At 53.6% G+C, this 21,525-nt stretch carries 22 protein-coding genes; 18 read left to right on the forward strand and 4 right to left on the reverse strand.

What is annotated here, in order from left to right; genetic code table 11:
- Positions 1–33 precede the first annotated feature (33 nt).
- Positions 34–1,044, reverse strand: coding sequence for a LacI family DNA-binding transcriptional regulator (locus AB1I67_RS06565; RefSeq protein WP_367029005.1), 1,011 nt, complete (start codon positions 1,042–1,044; stop codon positions 34–36).
- Positions 1,045–1,397: 353 nt separating this feature from the next.
- Between AB1I67_RS06565 and AB1I67_RS06570 the strand changes: the two genes are divergently transcribed.
- The 17 genes from AB1I67_RS06570 (at position 1,398) to AB1I67_RS06650 (ending at position 16,111) form a co-directional block, all read left to right on the forward strand.
- Positions 1,398–2,573, forward strand: a complete 1,176-nt coding sequence (locus tag AB1I67_RS06570; RefSeq protein WP_367029006.1) for a Gfo/Idh/MocA family oxidoreductase — start codon at positions 1,398–1,400, stop codon at positions 2,571–2,573.
- Positions 2,574–2,642: 69 nt separating this feature from the next.
- Positions 2,643–3,824: an ABC transporter substrate-binding protein gene (locus AB1I67_RS06575; protein ID WP_367029007.1), complete on the forward strand. Its 1,182-nt coding sequence runs from the start codon at positions 2,643–2,645 to the stop codon at positions 3,822–3,824.
- Positions 3,825–3,890: 66 nt separating this feature from the next.
- Positions 3,891–4,679 (forward strand): ABC transporter permease, encoded by a 789-nt coding sequence (locus tag AB1I67_RS06580; protein ID WP_367029008.1) that lies wholly within the window; start codon positions 3,891–3,893, stop codon positions 4,677–4,679.
- Positions 4,669–4,884: a hypothetical protein gene (locus tag AB1I67_RS06585; protein ID WP_367029009.1), complete on the forward strand. Its 216-nt coding sequence runs from the start codon at positions 4,669–4,671 to the stop codon at positions 4,882–4,884. The genes AB1I67_RS06580 and AB1I67_RS06585 overlap by 11 nt, the downstream gene beginning before the upstream one ends.
- Positions 4,885–4,904: 20 nt before the next feature.
- Positions 4,905–5,459, forward strand: coding sequence for an ABC transporter permease (locus AB1I67_RS06590; protein ID WP_367029010.1), 555 nt, complete (start codon positions 4,905–4,907; stop codon positions 5,457–5,459).
- A complete protein-coding gene (locus AB1I67_RS06595) occupies positions 5,432–6,214 on the forward strand; it encodes an ABC transporter ATP-binding protein (RefSeq protein ID WP_367029011.1) in 783 nt (260 codons plus the stop codon). Before AB1I67_RS06590 ends, AB1I67_RS06595 begins: the two co-directional genes overlap by 28 nt.
- A gap of 14 nt (positions 6,215–6,228) precedes the next feature.
- Positions 6,229–6,969 (forward strand): ABC transporter ATP-binding protein, encoded by a 741-nt coding sequence (locus tag AB1I67_RS06600; RefSeq protein ID WP_367029012.1) that lies wholly within the window; start codon positions 6,229–6,231, stop codon positions 6,967–6,969.
- Positions 6,970–7,011: 42 nt separating this feature from the next.
- Positions 7,012–7,485, forward strand: coding sequence for a heme-binding protein (locus AB1I67_RS06605; protein WP_367029168.1), 474 nt, complete (start codon positions 7,012–7,014; stop codon positions 7,483–7,485).
- On the forward strand, positions 7,457–8,419 hold the full coding sequence (locus AB1I67_RS06610) for a zinc-binding dehydrogenase (protein ID WP_367029013.1): 963 nt from the start codon (positions 7,457–7,459) through the stop codon (positions 8,417–8,419). The genes AB1I67_RS06605 and AB1I67_RS06610 overlap by 29 nt, the downstream gene beginning before the upstream one ends.
- A gap of 67 nt (positions 8,420–8,486) precedes the next feature.
- On the forward strand, positions 8,487–9,242 hold the full coding sequence (locus AB1I67_RS06615) for a TIM barrel protein (RefSeq protein WP_367029014.1): 756 nt from the start codon (positions 8,487–8,489) through the stop codon (positions 9,240–9,242).
- Positions 9,243–9,252: 10 nt separating this feature from the next.
- The gene (locus AB1I67_RS06620; RefSeq protein WP_367029015.1) at positions 9,253–10,164 is read left to right on the forward strand and encodes a sugar phosphate isomerase/epimerase; all 912 of its coding nucleotides are present in this window, start codon (positions 9,253–9,255) and stop codon (positions 10,162–10,164) included.
- Between the two features lie 12 nt (positions 10,165–10,176).
- A complete protein-coding gene (locus AB1I67_RS06625; protein WP_367029016.1) occupies positions 10,177–11,583 on the forward strand; it encodes a DUF6379 domain-containing protein in 1,407 nt (468 codons plus the stop codon).
- A gap of 12 nt (positions 11,584–11,595) precedes the next feature.
- Positions 11,596–12,753 (forward strand): Gfo/Idh/MocA family oxidoreductase, encoded by a 1,158-nt coding sequence (locus AB1I67_RS06630; protein ID WP_367029017.1) that lies wholly within the window; start codon positions 11,596–11,598, stop codon positions 12,751–12,753.
- Positions 12,754–12,784: 31 nt separating this feature from the next.
- Positions 12,785–14,128: a 6-phospho-beta-glucosidase gene (locus AB1I67_RS06635; RefSeq protein ID WP_367029018.1), complete on the forward strand. Its 1,344-nt coding sequence runs from the start codon at positions 12,785–12,787 to the stop codon at positions 14,126–14,128.
- A gap of 1 nt (position 14,129) precedes the next feature.
- Positions 14,130–14,468 (forward strand): PTS lactose/cellobiose transporter subunit IIA, encoded by a 339-nt coding sequence (locus AB1I67_RS06640; protein ID WP_367029019.1) that lies wholly within the window; start codon positions 14,130–14,132, stop codon positions 14,466–14,468.
- Positions 14,461–14,766, forward strand: coding sequence for a PTS sugar transporter subunit IIB (locus AB1I67_RS06645; RefSeq protein WP_367029020.1), 306 nt, complete (start codon positions 14,461–14,463; stop codon positions 14,764–14,766). The genes AB1I67_RS06640 and AB1I67_RS06645 overlap by 8 nt, the downstream gene beginning before the upstream one ends.
- Before the next feature lie 16 nt (positions 14,767–14,782).
- A complete protein-coding gene (locus tag AB1I67_RS06650; protein WP_367029021.1) occupies positions 14,783–16,111 on the forward strand; it encodes a PTS transporter subunit EIIC in 1,329 nt (442 codons plus the stop codon).
- A 75-nt stretch (positions 16,112–16,186) separates the two neighbouring features.
- Here the strand turns inward: AB1I67_RS06650 and AB1I67_RS06655 are convergent, their stop codons facing one another.
- From AB1I67_RS06655 to AB1I67_RS06665, 3 genes are read right to left on the reverse strand one after another with little or no spacing between them, the layout of a single operon-like run.
- Positions 16,187–16,702: a dihydrofolate reductase family protein gene (locus tag AB1I67_RS06655; RefSeq protein ID WP_367029169.1), complete on the reverse strand. Its 516-nt coding sequence runs from the start codon at positions 16,700–16,702 to the stop codon at positions 16,187–16,189.
- Between the two features lie 33 nt (positions 16,703–16,735).
- Entirely contained in the window at positions 16,736–17,446 is a 711-nt protein-coding gene (locus AB1I67_RS06660; RefSeq protein WP_367029022.1) for a response regulator transcription factor, read from the reverse strand.
- Positions 17,447–17,489: 43 nt separating this feature from the next.
- Positions 17,490–19,880, reverse strand: a complete 2,391-nt coding sequence (locus AB1I67_RS06665) for an endonuclease MutS2 (RefSeq protein WP_367029023.1) — start codon at positions 19,878–19,880, stop codon at positions 17,490–17,492.
- A 270-nt stretch (positions 19,881–20,150) separates the two neighbouring features.
- Here AB1I67_RS06665 and AB1I67_RS06670 point away from each other — a divergent pair, with 270 nt between their 5' ends.
- Positions 20,151–21,482, forward strand: a complete 1,332-nt coding sequence (locus AB1I67_RS06670) for a PDZ domain-containing protein (RefSeq protein WP_367029024.1) — start codon at positions 20,151–20,153, stop codon at positions 21,480–21,482.
- The last annotated feature ends 43 nt before the right edge of the window (positions 21,483–21,525 follow it).

Here is a 21,525-nt window from a genome sequence, read left to right on the forward strand (position 1 = left end):
CGGCTTATGTGCTTGCTGGTGGAGGCTCAACAGTTAAATACACAGAACGGTGGAATCGCGGACGATCAATTCGGTGTCCAGTATGATCTGTTTGACCTCGGCCTTTGGATTGGTGATTTTTTCGATCAGCAGCTCGCAGGACTGGTAGCCTATCTGGAAACAGGGCTGTTCGATGGTGGTGATGGTCGGGGTGATCATGGTGGTCAGTTCTATGTTGTCAAAGCCGACTACGGAGACGTCGTGGGGAACGTCCAGCTTTAGCTGTTTGGCGGCATTGATGGCGCCTACGGCCAACAGGTCGGAGCAGGCAAAGATCGCGTCCGGACGGTTGGGAAGGCTGAGCATGTGGCAGGCATTGGAGAGGGCAAGCTGGTAGTCGATGGCTGAGAGGTGGACGACCCAGGCGGGATTGACCTCCAGGCCGGCTGCCTGCAGGGCTTCTGTATAGCCCTTCTCGCGGTGCCTTGAGTATTTGAAATTCATGTTTCCGTTGATGAAGCCGATCTTCTTCCGTCCGGTGGAGATCAGGTAGTTGACGGCCTTCCGGGCGGCGGCTACGTCATCGATGCTGACATAGGATACCCCGTAATCTTCCGCGTACTCGGAACACATCACCACCGGACAGCGCAGGGCCAGCTCGCTGAGCAGCTCTGGACGTGGCACGGAGGCCAGGATCAGGATGCCTGCGATGGAGGCATTTTTCAGGATATTGGTATAGTCGTTGCTGTCAGTGTAAAAGTTCCGGGCCTGGAGGATCAGCACGTCATAGCCCTGGGCATCGGCTGCTTTCTGGATGCCGCTGATGATCGGGTTGTTGAACGGATTGTTTAAGTCCGGCAGGCATATCAGGATGATCTTGCTGTCCGCGCAGGACAGGGGGGTGAGGGACTTGGGCAGAAAGTTTAGCTGCTCCATGGCCTTTAATACTTTTTGCCGGGTGTCCGGTTTCACGTTATCTTTGTGATTGATGATTCTTGATACAGTGGCAATCGATACGTTTGCCATGTCTGCAATTTCCTGTATCGTAACTTTTTCTGAACTCATATGCGTCCTCCCAAATATCAATGGCAGCGGTCAATGCAGGTCTGGCGGCTGCCTTCTTATATCATTATAATCGCCGTTTGTGTTAATGTAAAGGATGAAATGTAAAATTTTTCATAATCAAATGTAAAATGTAAAAAATGTATGAAAAATTGGGAATGCATATAAAAAAGAAACAAGTAGTACCAAATAATATATTGACAAAAATAATAAAAAATAATCAGTAATACGAATAAAATAGTGCAATATAACGAAAAGATGCTTGACTTACCCGTGCTGTTATGATATATTATGGATATGAAAAATTTACGTAAATATGTAAAAATTTACAGTAAAAAATCTGAGAGGGGAGAAAGATGACAACACTGGATATTGCGGTTGTGGGAGGGGGTTTTATTGGATTACAACATATTGAAGCCATACGAAGGATTCCAGGACTGCGGGTGAAGGCGCTGGTTGAACCGAACCGGGAGCTTGGAAGGAAAGTGGCAGCTTCCATGGATATCCCGGAGTACTACAGCAGCACAGAAGAACTGCTCAAATACAGTAAGGTGGATGCGGTGCATAACTGCACGCCCAGCAACATGCATTATCCGGTCTGTAAGGAGCTTATTGCAGGAGGGATCCATGTTTTCTGTGAAAAGCCTCTGACGCTGACAGTTCCGGAGGCGGAGGAGCTGACGGAGCTGGCGGCAGCCAGTAAGGTTGGCGCGGGAGTGGATTTCGTCTATCGCCAGAATGCCATGGTCCGGGAGATGTGGGAAAGAATAAAAGGCAACCGGGTGGGGAAGATCCTGACCATAGATGCGGAGTATCTGCAGGACTGGATGATGTATGAGACGGATTATGACTGGCGGCTTGACCCGGCTGTGGGAGGAAGGTCGCGGGCGGCAGCGGACATCGGTTCCCATTGTTTTGATGCGGTGCAGTTTTTGTGCGGGGAGAGGATCACGGAAGTGTTCGCGCATTTCCTGACGGTCTACCCGGTGAGAAGGAAGACAGAGAAGAAAAGCACATTTTCTGGAGCGGGCACAGGCGCGGATCAGGCGGCCCCGGGGTGTTCGGAGCCTGTCCGGGTGGAGAATGAGGACGCTGCCTATATCCTGTTTAAGACGGAGAGCGGGATTGAGGGTATGGTCCATGTGTCACAGGTACGGGCAGGGAAGAAGAATGCTTTTTCGATCGCCGTCGGAGGGGACCGGGGATCTTTAAACTGGGACCAGGAATATCCGGATAAGCTGTGGATCGGGGACAGGGAACAGGGAAATACGCTTATCTACGCGTCCTCCGGGTTTTTGTCGGCTGAGGCGGGAGCATACGCTCCTCTTCCGGCAGGGCATCCCATAGGATGGGCGGACGCTTTAAAGAAGGGGATCGAGCTGTTTTATCAGTCCATCCGGGAAGGCACATTTACGAATGTAGAGCAGAAATACCCTACGTTCAGGGAAGCGGCTTACGTGATGAAGATAGTGGATGCCTGTTTGAGAAGCGATGCGCTGGGGCGCTGGGTAAAGGTTTTGGAGGACTCATAAAAACGTACTGATTTGAAAGCAATGACTTGTTTTCAAACAAAATAAACCATTCCAAGAGGAGGAAAGAACATGAAAAAAAGACAGATGATGAGAGCGGCGGCAGTAGTTGTTTCCATGGCTATGACGGCGGCTTCCCTGACAGCCTGCGGCGGTTCGGGGGCAAAAGAGACGCCGGCGGCAACCGCAAAGGAGGCTGCACCGGAAAGCAAGGCGGAGGCGCCTGCTGAAGCTGCGTCTGCTGAAGGAGCGGATGCTGTAAAAACGGATTATTTAGCAAACGATCCGCTGCGTGTCGGTACCATGCCTCATCAGATGGGAGTTTCCCTGTGGTATGCGGATAAGAATGACCTGTTTAAGGAAGCCGGGATCAATGTAGATTTAGCGATGTTCTCAGGCGGCGCTGCCATCAACGAGGCGATCGGCGCGGGCGAGCTGGACGGCGCGATCAGCGGTCTGGCTACGGTATATGCGCTGGCAAACAACCTGGTGACGATGGTAGGCGAGGTGGATACGGCCGGAGCGGACGGCATTGTTGTCAGGAACGACAGTGACATCCTTGCGCATAAGGGCGAGATTGAGGGAAAACCTGAAATGTACGGTTCTGCGGACACGCTGAAAGGGAAGAGCTACGTCTGCCAGCTTGGACAAGCCCAGCAGTTTTATGTCAGCAAATACATTTCCCAGTTTGGACTGACGGACGATGATATCACCTTTATCAACATGGAAGATGCGTCTGGTTACCAGGCATTTATGTCCGGAGAAGGCGATGTGATCGGTACCAAGATGCCTTATATCTATACCATGGCTGTGGAGGGGGACTATACGATCTGTGCAAGCGTGGAGGATGCGACGGGCATCAAGATCAAAGACTGTGTTATCTTCTCGCCGGCAGTGATCGGGGAGCGCAGGGATGAGATCAAGATATTCCTTCAGGTCATCTACGGCGTGATCGACAAGATGGAGGCAGATCCGGCATTCCGCAAGGAAGTGGTAAAGGAGTTCTACGGGGAAAACGGCATTCAGTTTGTAGAAGAGCAGTTGGACTATGAGCTGGAGAAGAATGAGCTGCTTGGCAGTAAGGTCCAGGGTTCTGCAGAATATATGATCGGCGACGGTATGCAGTCTGTTGCAGATTTCTATGGCACCGTGGGAACCATCGATCCGGCGAATGTGGACAATGTTTACAAGAATTATGACAATACGCTCATTTCGGAAGCGCTGGGAGTAGAGGTAAAGAAATTCAGTAAGTAATGGGGACTTTAATGAAATGTGGGGCTGCCTGACCGGGCGGCCTCATATAGAAAGAGGGGGTTTACGTTGAAGAAAGAGAAAAACGGGTTCTATTTTCTGCTCTCCTGCATGTCAGTTGCGCTGTTTTTGCTGATCTGGTATTTCTGCACGGATGTGCTGCATCTGACTACCAACATAACGCTGCCGGGGCCGGTCAAGATCGTGGAGACCTTTATCTACAAACTGGATCATACGGCGCCGGACGGGGGGACGCTGATCCAGCATATGACGGCGAGCCTGAAGGTGGCGCTGGCGGGTTATGCTCTGGGGATCCTGATCGGGGTGCCTACGGGGATCTTTATGGCCTGGTATAAACCGGTGGATCTGCTGGTGCGTCCGGTGTTTGATTTTGTAAAGGCGGTTCCGGGCCTGGCCTGGGCGCCGCTTATGATCATTATCCTTGGGATCGGATTTACCTCCAAGGCCGTGACCATTTTCATCGCGGGCATGGTGCCGTGCGTGCTGAATTCCTACGCAGGGATCAAGCAGACAAAAGACGTACATATGTGGGTTGCCCGGACCTTTGGCGCCAGCAGGAGCCAGATGCTTTTTAAGGTGGCGATCCCCACGGCGCTTCCGTATATCATGACCGGTATCCGCGTGGCCTTAGGGGCGTCATGGATGAGTATTGTGGCTGCGGAACTGATCGCATCCTCCCGCGGGCTTGGATATATGATCCAGCAGTGCAGAGGTATTTACCGGCCGGATGTGATCATTGTGGGAATGCTGGCGATCGGATTCTTAGGTTCCATTCTGACCTGGATCATCGGGCTGATCGAAAAAATCGTTGTAAAGGGGAGGAGCCATGATGCGTAAAAAAATAGACAAAGAGTGGCTGGTCAAGCTGGGCACAACAATCCTGTCGCTGTTTCTTTTCTGCTGTATCTGGGCCGCCCTGGTTGCATGGACGGATGTGGGAAGGGCGCTGCCGGGGCCGGTGGAGACGTTTAAAAGCTTCTTTCAGCACTTTGTGGTCAAGTATGGGCCGGGACGCTGCCGCTGCATATTTTCACCAGCCTGAAGCGGATACTGATCGGTTATGTGGTCGCGGCGACAGTGGCGGTGATACTGGGCATCATGATGGGCACCTACCGTGCGGTGGACGCCATTGTCAGCCCGCTGTTTAACATCATCCGTCCGATCCCGCCGGTGGCGTGGATCCCGTTGGCGATCCTGTGGTTCGGGATCTATGACGCTTCCAAGTACTTCCTGATCTTCCTGGCAACTTTTCTGTCGGTGCTCCAGAATGCGTATGCAGGCGCCAAGGCAGCCGACCCGGTGCTGATCGGGGCGGCAAAGATGCTGGGAGCCAGCGACAGGCATATATTTGCAACCATTGTATTTCCCGGTTCTGTGCCGTACATTGCGGCGGGGCTGCAGCTAGGCTTAAGCTCCGCGTGGGCGCAGGTGGTCGCATCCGAGATGATCCGCTCCACGGAGGGCGTTGGCTGGATCATCATCCGGGGTATGGACAATAACGACGCATTGCAGGAGCTGGTAGGTATTCTGGTGATCGGTATTATCGGATTTGTGCTGGCTTTGATTATGAGAGGGGTGGAGACCAGATTATGCAGATGGAACAGGCGAGGAGTTTAGGCGGGAAGGATATGATCTGCTGTGAGGGCGTGAGCAAGACATTTTACACAAAGACAACGAAAACGGAAGTGATAGAAAGACTGGACCTGCATGTAAAGGAAAATGAATTCCTGGTACTGTTCGGGCCGGGGCAGTGCGGCAAGACCACGGTGCTCAACGTAATGTCGGGTCTGGAACCGGCGACGGAGGGAAAGGTGGCCGTAAACGGGAATGTCATCACAAAACCTGGGCCGGACCGGGGGTTCGTCTACCAGACGACGGCGCTGTTTCCATGGTACACGGTTATGCAGAATGTGGAATACGGTCCGAAGGCGCGCGGGATGGGAAAGAAGGAACGCAGGGAAAAAGCCCAGTATTATATTGACCTGGTGGGCCTTAACGGTTTTGAGGACTGTTATCCGAACCAGCTTTCCGGCGGCATGCAGCAGCGCGTAGGCATTGCGCGGGCATACTGCAATGAACCGGTGGTACTGTTCATGGATGAGCCGTTCGGGCATCTGGATGCGCAGACCCGGTACCTGATGCAGGAGGAGATCATCCGTATCTGGGAGCAGGAGAAACGCACGGTCGTATTTGTCACCAACAATATTGAGGAGGCGGTGTATCTGGCGGACCGGGTGGTGGTGCTCACCAACTGCCCGACAAAGGTAAAGACAGAGTACGCCATTGACCTGCCGCGCCCCAGAAACTATACGGAAGACGCATTTCTGGCGCTCCGGGAGGAGCTCCAGGGAGTCGTAGACAGAACACGATAGGAGAGGTGGCAGATATGGCAGAGGCAAAGGTAAAGGTGCAGAACCTGACAAAAAAATTCGGGGATCTGCTGGTACTTGACAATGTGTCATTTGAAGTGAAAAAAGGCGAGTTTTTATGTGTGGTGGGGCCGACTGGATGTGGAAAGACTACGTTTTTAAACTGCCTTACAAAGCTCTATGAGCCGACGGCAGGCGAGATCCTGATCGACGGGGAACCGGTGGACTTGAGAAAACATAATGTATCTTATATTTTTCAGGAGTACTCCACCATGCCGTGGCTGAATGTGGAGGAGAATATCGCGTTTGGTCTTCGGATCAAACACCGGACGGAGCAGGAGATCCGGGAGAGCGTGGATGAAGTGGTGGAGATGGTGGGCCTTCAAAAGTACAGGAAATACTATCCGAACCAGCTTTCAGCCAGTATGCTCCAGCGGGTGGTGATCGCCAGGGCGTTTGCCACAAAGCCGGATATCCTTCTGATGGACGAGCCTTACGGGCAGTTGGATATTGAGCTTCGGTTCAAGCTGGAGGATGAGCTGATCGGCATCTGGGAGAAGTTAGGGACCACGATCATCTTTATCACGCACAACATTGAGGAAGCGGTATATGTGAGTGAGAATATCCTGGTCCTGACCAACAAACCGACCACCATCAAAAGCCGGGTGGAGAATCATCTGGCAAGGCCGCGGACGGTGACGGCCAGGGAATTTATCGATGTGAGGGAACATGTGACCGAGTTGATCAAATGGTGGTAGGAGGAAAAGGCGACGAACGATAAGAAGAAACTGAACAATATCATTTGGGATGAAGAACACTGGCGTTTTCCGGATTTTACCTATGAGGATGCGGTGCGGCTGTCACAGGAGGTCTTTGCGCTGGCAATGGAGGAAAAGGCCGGGATCTGTTATCAGGTTGTGGTGAACGGCTTTACCGCAGTCCGGTGCTTCCTGACAGGAACAGATGAGAGCAATATTGTCTGGCTGGAGCGGAAGAAAAACACAGTGCTGAAAAGCCGCAGATCCTCTCTGCGCTGCGGGCTGGAGGCGGAGGCAGCAGGAAGCCTGGAGCCGTGGCAGGAGGATGAAGAGCTGTATGTGATACGGGGCGGCGGATATCCGATCTGGAGACAGGACGGGACTTTTGTGGGAGCGCTTTGCATATCCGGGCTTCATCATGAGGAGGATCACCGGATGGCGGCAGAGGCAGTCCGGCGTTACGCAGAGCGGAGAAAGGAGACGGGGCATGAGGGCAGCGGTATTGACAGGGGTTAGGACCATGAGTATACAGGAGGTTCCGGAACCACAGATCACAAAAGCGAACCAGATCAAGGTCCGGGTGCTGGTCTGCGGCCTGTGCGCGTCGGAGACCGAGTGCTGGACCGGGGAGAAGGACAGCATCGGCAGGATCATTGGCCATGAGCCGGTGGGGATTGTGGTGGACAAGGGAGCGGAGGTTACAGATTTTGAGATCGGCGACCGGGTGGCTGCGGGATTCTGTCATTTCGCATTCGCGGATTACGTGGTCCAGGATACTTCGCTCTTTGCGAAGGTGCCGGACTGGCTCAGGGATGAGGAAGCTATCGGAGAACCGCCGTCCTGCGTCCTGGGGGCGGTACAGAGAGTGCCGTTGGATTTTGGAAGCCGTGCGGCGGTTGTGGGCTGCGGTTATATGGGGCTTATGGTCATCCGTATGCTGAAACTGCGGGGCTGCGCCAGCATTACAGCGGTGGACAGCCAACAGCCCGCACTTGAAAATGCTTTGAAATACGGGGCGGATGAGGTCTATACGCCATCTGAGCTTAGGGCGGAGCATTTTGTGGACGGGTTTAACGACCGGACGTTTGTGGACGGATTTGACGCGGTGTTCGAGGTGACAGGGAATGAGCAGGCTCTTAAGATGGCGTCCAGGATGGTGAAGGGACACGGCTATCTGGAGATTGTGGGATTTCACACGGGTTCCCGGGAGATCGATGTAAGGCTCTGGAACATGAAAGGGTTGAATGTCATCAATGGTCATGACAAGCGGATGAGGATGCGCGGCAAATATATCCGGGCGTATATGGAGATGGTGCGCTGTAAAAAGGCGGATTTCGGGGACCTGATCACCAACGGCTATGCTTTGGAGGATATTGACCAGGGATTTTCCGATATGGTTAACCGGGCGCCGGGGTATATCAAAGGGTATATCCGCGTAAATGAAGCATGATGGGAAGAGCGTACAGCAGGGATGCTGTCCTGGAATATGTACAGCAGAAGAAAGGGATGGATGCAGTATGAAGATCAGTCCATGTATTGATACGATTTACAAAGGCGCAGACCTAAAGACCGCGTTGACGGAGATCAGGGCCTGCGGGTTTAACGGGTTTGAGTTTTGGAGCGTGAACAACTGGGATATGGGGGCTATGCAGGAATACCGGGAGGAGCTGGGGCTGGAGATCGCCAATTTTAACAACGAGATCATTTCCCTGGCAGATGCGAAGGAACGGACGCGCTTTTTACAGGAGCTGGAAAAAACCGTGACATATGCAAAAAAGCTTGGGTGCAGCCATATCACCGTGCTTTCGGGGGATGATACGGGGGAGCCACGGTCAGTGCAGCGGCAGTCCATCATTGACGGGCTTAAGGAAGCCGCCAAAGTGGTGGAGCCGGAGCATATCACCGTGGTGCTGGAGGCGTCCAACCGCAGGGTCAACCGGCCGGACAATTATCTGACCTCGGCGGACGAGGCTTTTGAGATCATTGGTGAGGTGGGCAGCGAAAACGTAAAGATGCTGTACGATATCTATCATCAGCAGATCTCAGAGGGGGATCTGCTGGTCAGGATTTTGCCCAATATAGATAAGATCGGCCACTTCCATGCAGCCGGGGTTCCCGGGCGTCATGAACTGCATTTGTGTGAGATCAATTATGATTATGTGCTGAGACAGATCGCTGCCGCTGGGTATGGGGGCTGGATCGGGCTTGAGTATTTTCCAAGCCTGAGTACAGAGGAGAGCTTACGAGGCGTTGCAAAGTATCTGGACTTATAGGAGGAGCCATATGGAATTTGGATTTTTGAGTGCGATCCTTCCCGAATATACATTTGAGGAAGTGATCGATTTTGCGGCGGAGCATGGATTTCAATGTGTGGAGCTGGCCTGTTGGCCTGCAGGAAAGGCAGCAAGAAGGTATGCGGGGGTCACCCATATCAATATGGAAACGCTGACGGAGGAGAAGGCGGAGTACATAAAGGGCTACGCAGATAAAAAGCAGGTGCGTATCAGCGGGATCGGCTATTACCCCAATCCGCTCTCAGAGGATACAGAGCAGGCCCGGACCGCGGTGCAGCATATTAAAGCATGTATTGCGGGTGCAAAGCTTCTGGGGATTGACACGGTCAACACCTTTATCGGCAGGAACCGGAGCAGGAACCAGGAGGAGAATATCCGGCTGTTTCAGGAGACCTGGCCGGAGATCATTGCCCTGGCGGAAAAATGCGGGGTGAAGGTAGCCATCGAGAACTGCCCCATGTATTTTAAGGATGAATGGCCGTGCGGCGACAATCTGGCCTGTTCTCCGGCATTCTGGGATACCATGTTTGAGGCCATACCCAGCCCATGCTTCGGGCTGAATTATGACCCTTCCCACCTGGTCTGGCAGAGGATGGACTATACAAAGCCGATCTACCAGTATGCGGACAAGCTGTTCCATTTCCATGTCAAGGACGCCAAGTTCTACCAGGACAGATTTGATATGGCCGGGATCTTTGCGGCGCCCAGCACCTACCAGTCGCCCAAGCTTCCGGGGCAGGGCGATATCGACTGGGGCAGGGTGATATCGGCGCTCAATGACGTAAAATACCAGGGGGCGGTGGTTCTTGAGATTGAGGACCGGGCTTATGAGGATTCTCTTGAGCAGCGGCAGAAGGCGATTCTTCTTGCAAGGGATTTTATGAAGCAGTATATAGCATAGGAGGGGAACAGTATGCCAAACATGTTTGATAAATATTTTATATGCAGGGATTCTCTCAGCAACGTAGTGGAGGACGGAGAGATCACGGGCTTTCGCGTGGGCGTGAGAGTGAGCTATTACAGGGGAGTAAATCTGGGGATCGTCCATGATTTCCGAGTGACGGCAGATGGGGAGACATTCGACAAGAGCCAGATGACATTTACGGTGAAGGCGGGGACCTTCCGTTTTGATGTGATGGAGGGGCGGACCGATGTGCGCTGGGAGTTCGGCGAGGTCGCCTGGCTGACTGTGAAAAAGCCCGGCGGTCTGGCAGAAGGAACACACAGGATCCATGTGTTCGAGGAGATCCGGATCGTCAACGGCATGAATATCAAGCCGGTTATGTTTACCGCAGAGTGGGAAGAAACCATGGAACTGGGGCCGGACTGGGTGCAGCCGCCGAAAATCCGGCGGGGTGTGTCGTTTTACAGCTATCAGGATGAGTGCTATCTGGGAAAACTGGACCTGGAGGGATGCATCAAAGAAGTGGCGGACACGGGAGCCGACGGGATCGAGATCATCTCGGAATCCATCATCCCCAACTTTCCCAATCCTCCCCAGCCATGGGTGGACCGTTGGTTTTCCCTGATGGATCAATACGGGACAAAGCCCATATGCTATGACATGTTCATGGACGGACAGATCATCGACGGGGAAGATATAAACGAGGCGCAGGCGGTAGAGATCATGGAGACCAATATCCGGCTGGCGGCGCGGCTGGGCTTTCAGTTCCTGCGGGTGGTGTACACGATCCCGCTTTCCATCATTGAAAAGGCGCTGCCCTGTGCGGAGCAGTACAATGTGGTCATGGGCCTGGAGCTTCATCCTCCGTTTCGGCTGGGGACCCCGCAGGTGGACCAGTATGTGGAATTTATTGAGCGGACAAAGACAAAGTATTTTGGTCTGATCCCGGATTTTGGTATCTTTATCGATAAGCCAATCCCGGCCCTTGAGAAGAAAGCGGTCAAGCGGGGAGCAAACCCGGAGGCAGTCGGGGTGATCCATGACTGCTACAGCAGCAGAAAGACTTACGAGGAGGCTTTGGAGGCAATCTCCGGTTTAGATCCCAATGCGGAGGATCTGGCCTGGGCCAAAAGCGCGTACAGCTATACCTACTGTGATCCGGAGCTTTTGAAACACTATCTGCCGTATACGGTCCATGTCCATGCGAAGGTATATGATATGGAAGACGGGGTTGACCCCAGTGTAGACAATGAGACCATATTCCGGGTGCTTAAGGAAAATGGATGGGAAGGTTATGTATGTACCGAGTATGAGGGACAGCGGATCTATCACGATATGGCGGAGGATGGGATCGACAATCTGGCATTTATACGCGCACATCAAAAAATGATGGAACATTATATTACCGGAAGATAGGAGGAAAATCAGATGGCGGATACAATACTGGACCGTTTTAAAGAGCAGTGCCTGGTGGAGAAGGAGATCGACTTAAGTAAGACCGTGCGCGTGGGGATCATCGGCACCGGCTGGATCGCGGAAGCCCATGTGGAGGCATATTTAAGATGCCCGGATGTGGAGATCGTCGGAGCGGCGGATATCGTGCCGGGAAAGGCGGAAGATTTCTGCAGGCGCATGGGGCTGTCCGGCGTTAAATGCTGTGAGAGCCACAAAGAGCTTTTGAAAGAAGTAAAGCTGGATGTGGTCAGCGTCTGCACCTACAACCGGACCCATGCAGAATGTACGGTGGATGCACTGGACGCAGGGGTAAACGTCCTCTGTGAAAAACCCATGTCAGTCACACTTTCTGAAGCGGCAGACATGTGCAGGGCGGAAAAACGGAGCGGGAAGCTTCTGTCAATTGGTTTTCAGCCCCGTCTGGACGGGAATATGAAAATGATCAAAAAAATCGTGGATTCCGGGATACTGGGGAAGGTCTATTATCTTCAGTCCGGAGGCGGGCGGCGCAGGGGGATCCCGACCCCTTATGGAACCTCGTTCATAGAGGAGGAGACGGCAGGGATTGGTGCGATCGCAGATATCGGCTGTTATTCCATGGACATGCTGCTGAATGCGGTGGGATATCCGAAACCTTTGACTGTCAGCGGATACCAGTCGGATTATTTCGGAAAGGATCCGAAAAACTATCCGTTCCATCCGGAATACGCGGAGAGATTCGGCGTGGATGACTTTGCTGCTGCTTTTGTACGGCTGGAGGGCGGCATGATCCTGGATTTCAGGATCTCCTGGGCCATGAACATGGATACAGCCGGAGATGCCCTGATCCTTGGGACAAAAGGAGGATTAAGGATCCCATCCACGGAATGCTGGAACGGCAGCGTCGGAGGGCCTTTAAAGCTCTATCATGACGTCTGCGGAAAACAGACTGAGACCGTGATCCCGCTGGAGGAGCTGGATACAGGGGATCTCTTTTATAAAAAGATCCGCTCATTCCTGAATGCTGTTAAGGATGGAAGCCCTGCACCGGTACCGTCGGGGGAGATCCTTTACAATCAGGCGGTCATAGACGGGATCGTGCGGTCTGCAAAAGCGGGCAGAGAGGTTATAGTTGAGATCCCGGAGATCTGATAAAGAAACGTAAGAAAAGGAGAGAAAGGCCATGAAGGAACTGAAGATTGTCACTATTGGAGGCGGATCCAGCTACACGCCGGAGCTGGTGGAAGGACTGATCAGACGGAAGAAGGCGGGAATCCTCAATGTTAAGGAGTTCTGGCTGGTGGATATTGAGGTGGGAAAGAAAAAGCTGGAGATCATTGCCGCGCTTGCAAAGCGGATGGTGGAAAGCTCCGGGGCGGATATTGAGATACACGCCACCCTGGACAGAAGGGAAGCCTTAAAAGGGGCAGACTTTGTCACAACCCAGTTCCGGGTGGGGAAACTGGATTCGCGCATAGAGGATGAGCGGAGAGCGTACCGGTTTGGCCTGATCGGCCAGGAGACCAACGGAGTGGGCGGCTTCACCAAGACCCTGCGGACCGTACCGGTGATCCTGGACATCTGCCGTGATATTGAGGAGATCTGTCCCGACGCATGGCTGGTCAACTTCGCAAATCCCTCCGGAATGGTGACAGAAGCGATCTTACGCTATACGAAGGTAAAGGCGATCGGCGTGTGCAACCGCGCCTACACCTTTAAGATCCTGATCAGCAAGATCCTGGAGTGTGACCCGGAAAAGGTACATATGGATCTGATCGGCCTGAATCACTTTTTCTTTATCAATGATATCACCGTGGATGGAATCAGTTATTTTGAGAAGGTACATACAGCCTACAAATTAAATTCCAATGAAGAAGCCAGAAAGATCCAGAAAACGGATCTTCCGGTAGAGCTTATGGATGCGATCCAGTCCATTCCAAACGCGTATCTGGATTACTATTTTATGAAGGATAGGACCTACGAAAAGTTTGTAAAGGATGCCGATACAGTAGGGACGCGGGGCGAGGTGGTGCAGAAGCTGGAAGCGGAGCTGTTTAAAAAATATGAGAAGGCAGAGGTGCACACCAAACCGGCAGAGCTGGAGCAGAGAGGCGGGGCCTACTACTCGGATGCCGCCCTGGATGTGATCGACGGGATCGCCAACGACCGGAACAATGTGCAGTACGTCAATATCCAGAACCAGGGAGCGCTGCCGTACCTTTCGGATGATGCGGTGATCGAGTGCACCTGCCTGATCAATAAGGATGGGGCAAAGTGTATCGCTGAGAAGGAGACGAATGCACTCCAGAAAGCCATGATCAGCCTTCAGAAAGCTTTTGAGCAGCTCACCATCGAATGTGCCGTGGAGGGAAGCTATGACAAAGGCCTGATGGCGCTCACCATCAATCCGCTGATCTTTGACGCCTACAAGGCCAGGGATGTGCTGGCAGATCTTCTGGAAGGGAACCGGCAGTTCCTGCCCCAGTTCCGATCATATTTTGAAGCAAAAGACCGGGCGGGTAAATGATATGGATACGCAGGATGAATTACAGTTGATGCAGATCATCGCCTATGCGGGAAATGCCAAAAGCCTGTGCATGGAGGCGATGCAGGATGCTTTTCGGCGGGATTTTGAAAAGGCGGAGGAAAAGGTTAGGCAGGCGAAACAGTCTCTGGAGGAGGCCCATGAGGCCCACACCGGGCTGCTGGTAAATGCGGCAAACGGCAGGGCTGTTGAACCGTCGCCGATCCTGATCCATGCGCAGGATCATTTTATGGGAGCGTCCCTGTCAGTGGATCTGATCGAAATGATGATCGAGATGCAGCGAGAGATCGCGGAGTTAAAGGAGGCAAGAGAACATGGCTAATATTATGCTGGCGTGCGCCCAGGGAATGTCAACCTCTTTTCTGGTGGAACGGATGCAGAAAGCAGCACAGACAATGCAACTGGAAGGGAAGATCTGGGCCGTGGGAAGCGGACAGATACAGGATGAGAGCAGAACTGCGGACATCATACTCCTGGGGCCGCAGATCCGTTTCCGCAAAGCGGAGATAGAAAAACAGATCGGCCACAGATGTCCTGTGGAGATCATCGATATGCTGGATTACGGCTCCATGAACGGAGAGGCGGTCTTAAAAAAGGCGCTGAAAATGCTGGAAAGCTGACAGGACGGATACGGTAATGAAAAAAGCGGAAGAGTTTTTGGAAAAAGCGCTGCCATATGCATCGGCGGCAGCAGGACAGAGGCATTTGCAGGCGATGCGCGAGGCTATGATCCATGTTGTCCCGCTCACCCTGGTCAGTTCAGTATTTGTTCTGGCTGCCCGGTTCCCATGGGCCGGGTACCAGGACTTTATGACACGCCTTCTGGGAACCGGCTGGCAGAGCTGGGAAAGCGTTTTTCTGAGACCGGCCCTGTTGGGGATCATCGCTTATGTCGGGGCAGTGAGCGCGGCGACCAGTTTGTCAAAGTCCTATGGACATGATGGAACACAGGCAGGAATCCTGGGGCTGGCGGCATTTGCGCTTTTGACAGTCCAGTTCAGGATCAGAGGCGGGGATGCAGACGGAATGACCCATATGGTCAGTATGGAAGCAGCCGTATCCCAAGCCGGTTTTGAAGGCCGGCAGCTTTGGCTGGCTATGCTGTGCGGGCTTGCGGCTGCCGAGCTGCAGCACCGGACAGCTGGAAAACAATATTTAAAAAAGCTCCTTCCGGCCTTCGCCCGCTCCATAGAGCCGATGTTCCCGCTGCTTTTGGTGGTGTTGTTATTCGGCGGGATCAGGGTGACAGGCAGTCTGGTGATAGGGGCGGTATACGGGGCCTCGCCCAGTAAATTATCATTTTGTGATATCTGGATGAGTTTTGTCCAGCGTCCTCTTTTCCGGCTTGGCACATCCCTGCCGGCAACGCTTTTTCTGCAGGCGGCCAACAGCTTTTTCTGGGGCCTGGGACTGCACGGCGCGCAGCTGGTGAACGCCGTCATGCTTCCGGTCTGGTCAACCCAGATGATGGAAAACCTGCAGACATTTACTACCGGCGGAGCAGTCATGCCCAATATTGTCACAAAACAGTTTATAGAACTGTTTATCTGGATCGGCGGCTCCGCAGGCTCTTTGTCCCTGGTCCTCTGGATCAAATTGTTTGCCAGATCAAAGCATGTAAAGCAGATCGGAAAAATGGCTCTGATACCGGCATTGTTTAACATCGACGAACCGATCGTATTCGGGCTGCCCGTAGCATTGAACCCGATCCTGATCATCCCGTTCATCCTGGCACCTCTGGCGACAACAGCTTTCAGCTATCTCACCATGAGACTGGGTATATTCCCAATCCCCTGCGGCATAGACCTGCCCTGGACAACCCCGGTCCTGCTCGGCGGCTTCCTGGCAACCGGCGGAAACCCCATGGGAGCTGTCCTCCAGATATGCAATATGGTAATATCCTTTATGATCTACACCCCATTTATCTATGTATACGACAAACGAATGGCGGAGACAGAAATATAGGAGAAGATAGAGAACATATCCGGCCCTGCCATCTCGATCATGAGTGGCAGGGCCGTCTGTCATACGTATTTAGTTTTATCGGGATCGCCGCTCATACACCAGATCCGTTACCCCATTATAACTCTGGCTCTTAACCAGCCGGAGTTTTTTCTCCCTTCCAGGACCCTGGAAAAGCCGGATCCCTTCTCCCAGAAGCGCAGGAATCACAGAAATATAAAAAGTGTCGATCAGATCTTCCCGCAGCAGTTGCTGGACAATGCCGGCTCCGCCGCATATCCAGATATCTTTTCCATCCTGGCTCAGCAGATCCTTTACAAGCCCGCAGGGATCCTGGTCAGTAAACCGGATCTGGTCGTGGTCATCCGCCGGCAGTTTTCTGTGGGTGATGACCCAGGTGTCCAGCCCGGGGTACACCCACTCATCCGGGGACAGTTCCGTCGTCACCTGATGGTAGGTGGCCCAGCCCATGATAACGGTGTCAACCGTCTGGATAAAGGCGGGATAGCTGCCGGGATCCTCTGTGGAGGCATCATGCCCGCCCATCCAGCCCACGCCGCCGTTTTTGTCCGCAATGTATCCGTCAAGGCTCATGCCGATATATAAGACTGTCTTACGTCTGTTCACTTATTTTTTCACCTCAAACTTATACCCTATCCCCCACACCGTGGTCAGCGCCCAGTTGGCGTGATCCTTGATCTTCTCCCTCAGCCGCTTGATATGCACATCCACAGTCCGGGTGTCGCCAATGTACTCATAGCCCCAGATGTGGTCGAGAAGCTGCTCCCTGGTAAATACCTGGTTGGGTGAAGAGGCGAGGAAATATAAAAGCTCCAGCTCCTTCGGAGGCATCTCCACGGAATGGCCGCAGTAGGTCACGGAGTAGTTGGTCAGGTTGACGATCAGATCCGGGTACTCCACGTAGTCGCCCTGCTGTTTCTCGGCGGCTGCGGCGGGGGCGGGGGCGCTCTGGTAGCGGCGCAGCACCGCTTTCACCCGGGCCACCAGCTCCTTGGAGTCAAATGGCTTGATCATGTAGTCGTCGGCGCCCAGCTCCAGCCCCAGCACCTTGTCGAAAATCTCGCCTTTGGCGGACAGCATGATGATGGGCACCTGGGAGGTGGCCCGCAGCTCCCGGCATACCTGATAGCCGTCGATACCCGGCAGCATCAGGTCCAAAAGGATCAGGTTGGGCTTAAATACCGGAAAGACCCTCAGGGCCTCTTCGCCGTCATTGACGATGTGGGTCTCGTAACATTCCTTCATCAGATAGAGGGAAATCAGTTCTGCAATATTCTCATCGTCGTCTACAATCAATATCCGCTGTTTTTCAGCCATGTGTCGTTATCCTCCCTTTTTACTGTATGATACGTGCAAAATGTTACTTAAATACAACAATGGTCACTCCGGCGTCGCCTTCGCCGATCTCGCCCAGATGAAATTCTTTTACATATTTTAACCGCTTTAAATGTTTGTGGACTCCGGCCCGCAGCGCTCCGGTGCCCTTGCCGTGTACTACCCGCACCTGGGGCAGGTGGGCGATATAGGCGTCGTCTAAATATTTGTCCAAATGCGCCACCGCCTCGTCCACGGTCATGCCCAAAAGGTTGATCTCCGGGGAAACGCTGGCGGACTTGGACATCTTGATGCCGCTGCTGCCGGAGCCTTTCCGGCGGCTGTCCAGGCCGGGGCCGCTGACGGAATTCTCCTGGATCAGCTCCAGGTCGTCCAACTTCACCCGCGAACGGAGGATGCCCATCTGCACAAATAAGTTGCCCTGGGCGTCCGGAAGGGTACTGACGGTGCCCTTTAGGTTCATGGAGAGCACCCGGACCCCGTCGCCGATCTTTAAGGTCTTGGGGTTGATGGCCTTGCGGGGCTTTGTGTCCTGCTTGAGGGTAAGGCCGCTCTCCACCTTCTTTAGGTTGTCACGCAGCCTGGCGCGCTCTGCTTCCAGGGCTTTTGTATCCACACCGGAGGACAGGGCCAGCTTGTTGATATTCTTGATGGTGCGGTCGGCAGTCTCCTTGGCCTCCCGGAGGATCCTCTGGGCCTCCTCGTTGGCGGAACGGATCATCTTGTCGCGGCGTTCGTCAAAACGCTCTTCCTTCTGCTCCAGACCGGATTTGAGACGGGCGATCTCCTCCTTGTAGGACTGGATCTCCGCCCGCTCCTTCTCGATGGTCAGGCGGCTCTCCTCCAAGTGGCTGATGATGTCCTCAAAGGTCTCGTCCTCCGCCTCGATGTGGTTCTTTGCATCATCGATGATATAGTCCGGCAGCCCCAGTTTTTTGGAAATGGCAAAGGCATTGCTCTTGCCGGGGATGCCGATCAGCAGCCGGTAGGTGGGCCGCAGGGTCTGGACGTCGAACTCGCAGCAGGCGTTCTCCACACCCGGAGTACTTAAGGCATAGATCTTGAGCTCACTATAATGGGTCGTTGCCATGGTCCGGCATTTCATGTTGTGCAGAAAATTAAGTATGGCGATGGCAAGTGCAGCGCCCTCCGTCGGGTCCGTACCTGCGCCCAGCTCGTCAAAAAGGCACAGGGAACGGCTGTCCGCTTTCCCAAGGATGTCCACGATATTGGTCATGTGGGCGGAAAACGTACTCAAACTCTGCTCAATACTCTGCTCGTCGCCGATATCCGCAAATACCTCGTCAAATACCGCCAGCTCCGAGCCGTCAAAGGCCGGGATATGGAGCCCTGCCTGCCCCATCAGGGTAAACAGGCCCACGGTCTTTAGGGAAACGGTCTTGCCGCCGGTGTTGGGTCCGGTGATGATCAGCAGGTCGAAATCCTTGCCCAGCCAGACCGTGATCGGAACCACCTTCTGCGGGTCCAAAAGCGGATGGCGTCCGTCTTTAATGTGGATGAATCCATCGGTGTTGAACTTTGGCTCGCTGCATTTATAGTGGCGGGACAGGGCTGCTTTTGCAAAAATAAAGTCCAGCCGCGTCAGGATCTCAAGGTTTAACGCCAGTTCCTCCGTGTAGGGGATAAGCTGGTTGCTCAGGGTTGCCAGCACGGCTTCGATCTCTTTTTGCTCCTGGATCTCTAAAGCGCGCAGCTCATTGTTGAGCTGGATGACAGCCATCGGCTCGATGAACAGGGTGGAACCGGTGGCGGACTGGTCGTGCACCATGCCGTTTACCTGGCCCTTGTGTTCGGACTTGACCGGCAGGCAGTAGCGCCCGTCGCGCATGGTGATGACTGCATCCTGCAGATAGCTGCGGTTGGAATTCAAAATGCTGTTTAGCTGGGTGTGGATCCGGTCATTGATTCCCTTCATGGAGCGGCGCACATGGCGCAGCCCGGGGCTGGCGTCGTCGCTCAACTCATCCTCGGACAGGATGCAGCGCTTGATCTCGTTGTTGACCGGGGTGAGCGGCTCTAAGGTGCGGAACATCTCATCTAAGGAATCATCCGGAAATTCCTCGGATTCCTCGTGCCTGCCATAAGCCTTGGCCCGTGCGGCTACGGTCAGCAGGGAGCTGACGGAGAGCAGTTCCAGGATGCCGAGAGAGCTGCCGATCTCTAAACGCTTTAGGGAATCGCGGATATCCCGGATGCCGCTTAAAGATAAGCTGCCCTTCATGCGGACACGGGTGGCCGCGTCGGTGGTCTCTGCCTGTGCCTGCCGGATCTCCTCGATATTGGAAGCAGGCAGCAGGTTTCTGCACAGCAGTTTGCCGGGAGCCGATGCGGCGTACTCGGTCAGCTGCGCGATAATCTTGTCATATTCTAAAGTTTTTAATGCTTTTTGGTTCATATCAGTCCTCGATCTTATATTTGCTGTGATTGTGATAAGTCAGTGGGATGGGCATGTTCTAATGAGTATGCTCTAACTGGGTATATTCTATAGGAACTGCCTGTGTGGGTAAGATCCCTTAACAGGATTCCATAACAGTATACCATAACTGTCAGGCCCTTGAAAGCCCCGAACGGCAAACGGCAATAAGTTTTTTCTTGCACATTTTCGGCAGGGACCTTATAATAGGGATAAGTCTTTACGGGGAGGATATGAAGTAAGGAGGTTGACATGCCTGAAGTACATGATTCAGGGAAGGGGTCGGGCGGAAACGGAAAACGGCGCTTTATCAACGAAAAAGTCGTAAAACCACCGCTGACCAGAAGGCAGATTGCAAAACGTGCGCTTGCCTTTTTCTGTGTTGCCGTTATTTTTGGGGTGGTTGCAGCGGTCAGCTTTGTGGTGACCATGCCGTTTGCGAACCGGTATCTGGGTGGGGAACCGCCTAAAGAATCATCGATCTCCATACCGAAGGACGAGCTTTCCGAGTCCACCGAGGAGGAGACCACGGCAGCAGCAACGACAGCCGCGGAGAGCGAGCCGATAGAGGACCGCGTCCAGTCGGCTCTTGAGAATTACCGTTATACGGTGGATGATTTGAACACGATGCTCGGCAGTCTGCGCCAGAGGGTACAGGCGGCGGGCAGCGGGATCGTTGTGGTGCATTCTGTGCAGCAGGAGGTAGACTGGTTTGACAATCCGGTGGAGACCACGGGCCTGTATGCGGGCGCAGTGATCGCCGACACAGGACAGGAGCTTTTGATCCTGACACCGGAGGCGGCGGTGGAAAAAGCCGATTCCATCAAGGTGACTTTCGGGGACGGCAAGGATGTGGACGGCCGGATGCGTCAGAAGGATACCATTACTGGTATGGCGATCGTCAGCGTGAACACGTCAGACGTGGAGGAGAGCATTTTAAAATCCGTGAAAGAAGTTCCGCTTGGCAACTCCTACACTATGCGGGAAGGGGATCTGATCGTGGCGGTGGGAGCTCCGGCGGGGGTGGTCCATTCCGTGAACTACGGATTTGTTTCCTATGTCCTGAAAAATGCCCAGATGGTGGATCAGCACTGCCGGCTGTTTTATTCGGATATTCCGGCGGATGTGGAAAAAGGCACATTTTTGCTCAACACGTCGGGTGAGCTGATCGGCTGGGCCATGGAGGCGCATCAGGGTGAGGAGAGTGTCCATCAGGGCCTGGGTATCACGGAGATCATGGGCATTTCAGATTATAAGGGTATTTTGGAGAAGCTGAGCAATGGCCGCGGCGCCCCATATTTCGGTATTATGGGCCAGGGGGTATCGGAGACTATGGCGGCCCAGGGGCTGCCGGAGGGGATCTATGTGATGAATGCCATCGCGGACGGCCCGGCCTACAATGCGGGAATCCAGAACGGGGACATCATCACCGCTGTGGATGGCAGGGAGCTGCTTTCCATGAAGGATTTTCAGGGTATGATGGACAGCCTGGAGTGCGGTCAGCTGATCAATGTCACCGTGGAGCGCAACGGGCGCGACCAGTACACGCGTCTGGAGTTCCAGGTGACGGTGGGCGCCAGGTAGAACTGGGTGCCAGATAGAAAAATAGAACAGGAAGAAAAGGGAA

The organism is Clostridium sp. AN503, from assembly GCF_040719375.1.
Classification (GTDB): Bacteria; Bacillota; Clostridia; order Lachnospirales; family Lachnospiraceae; genus Brotaphodocola.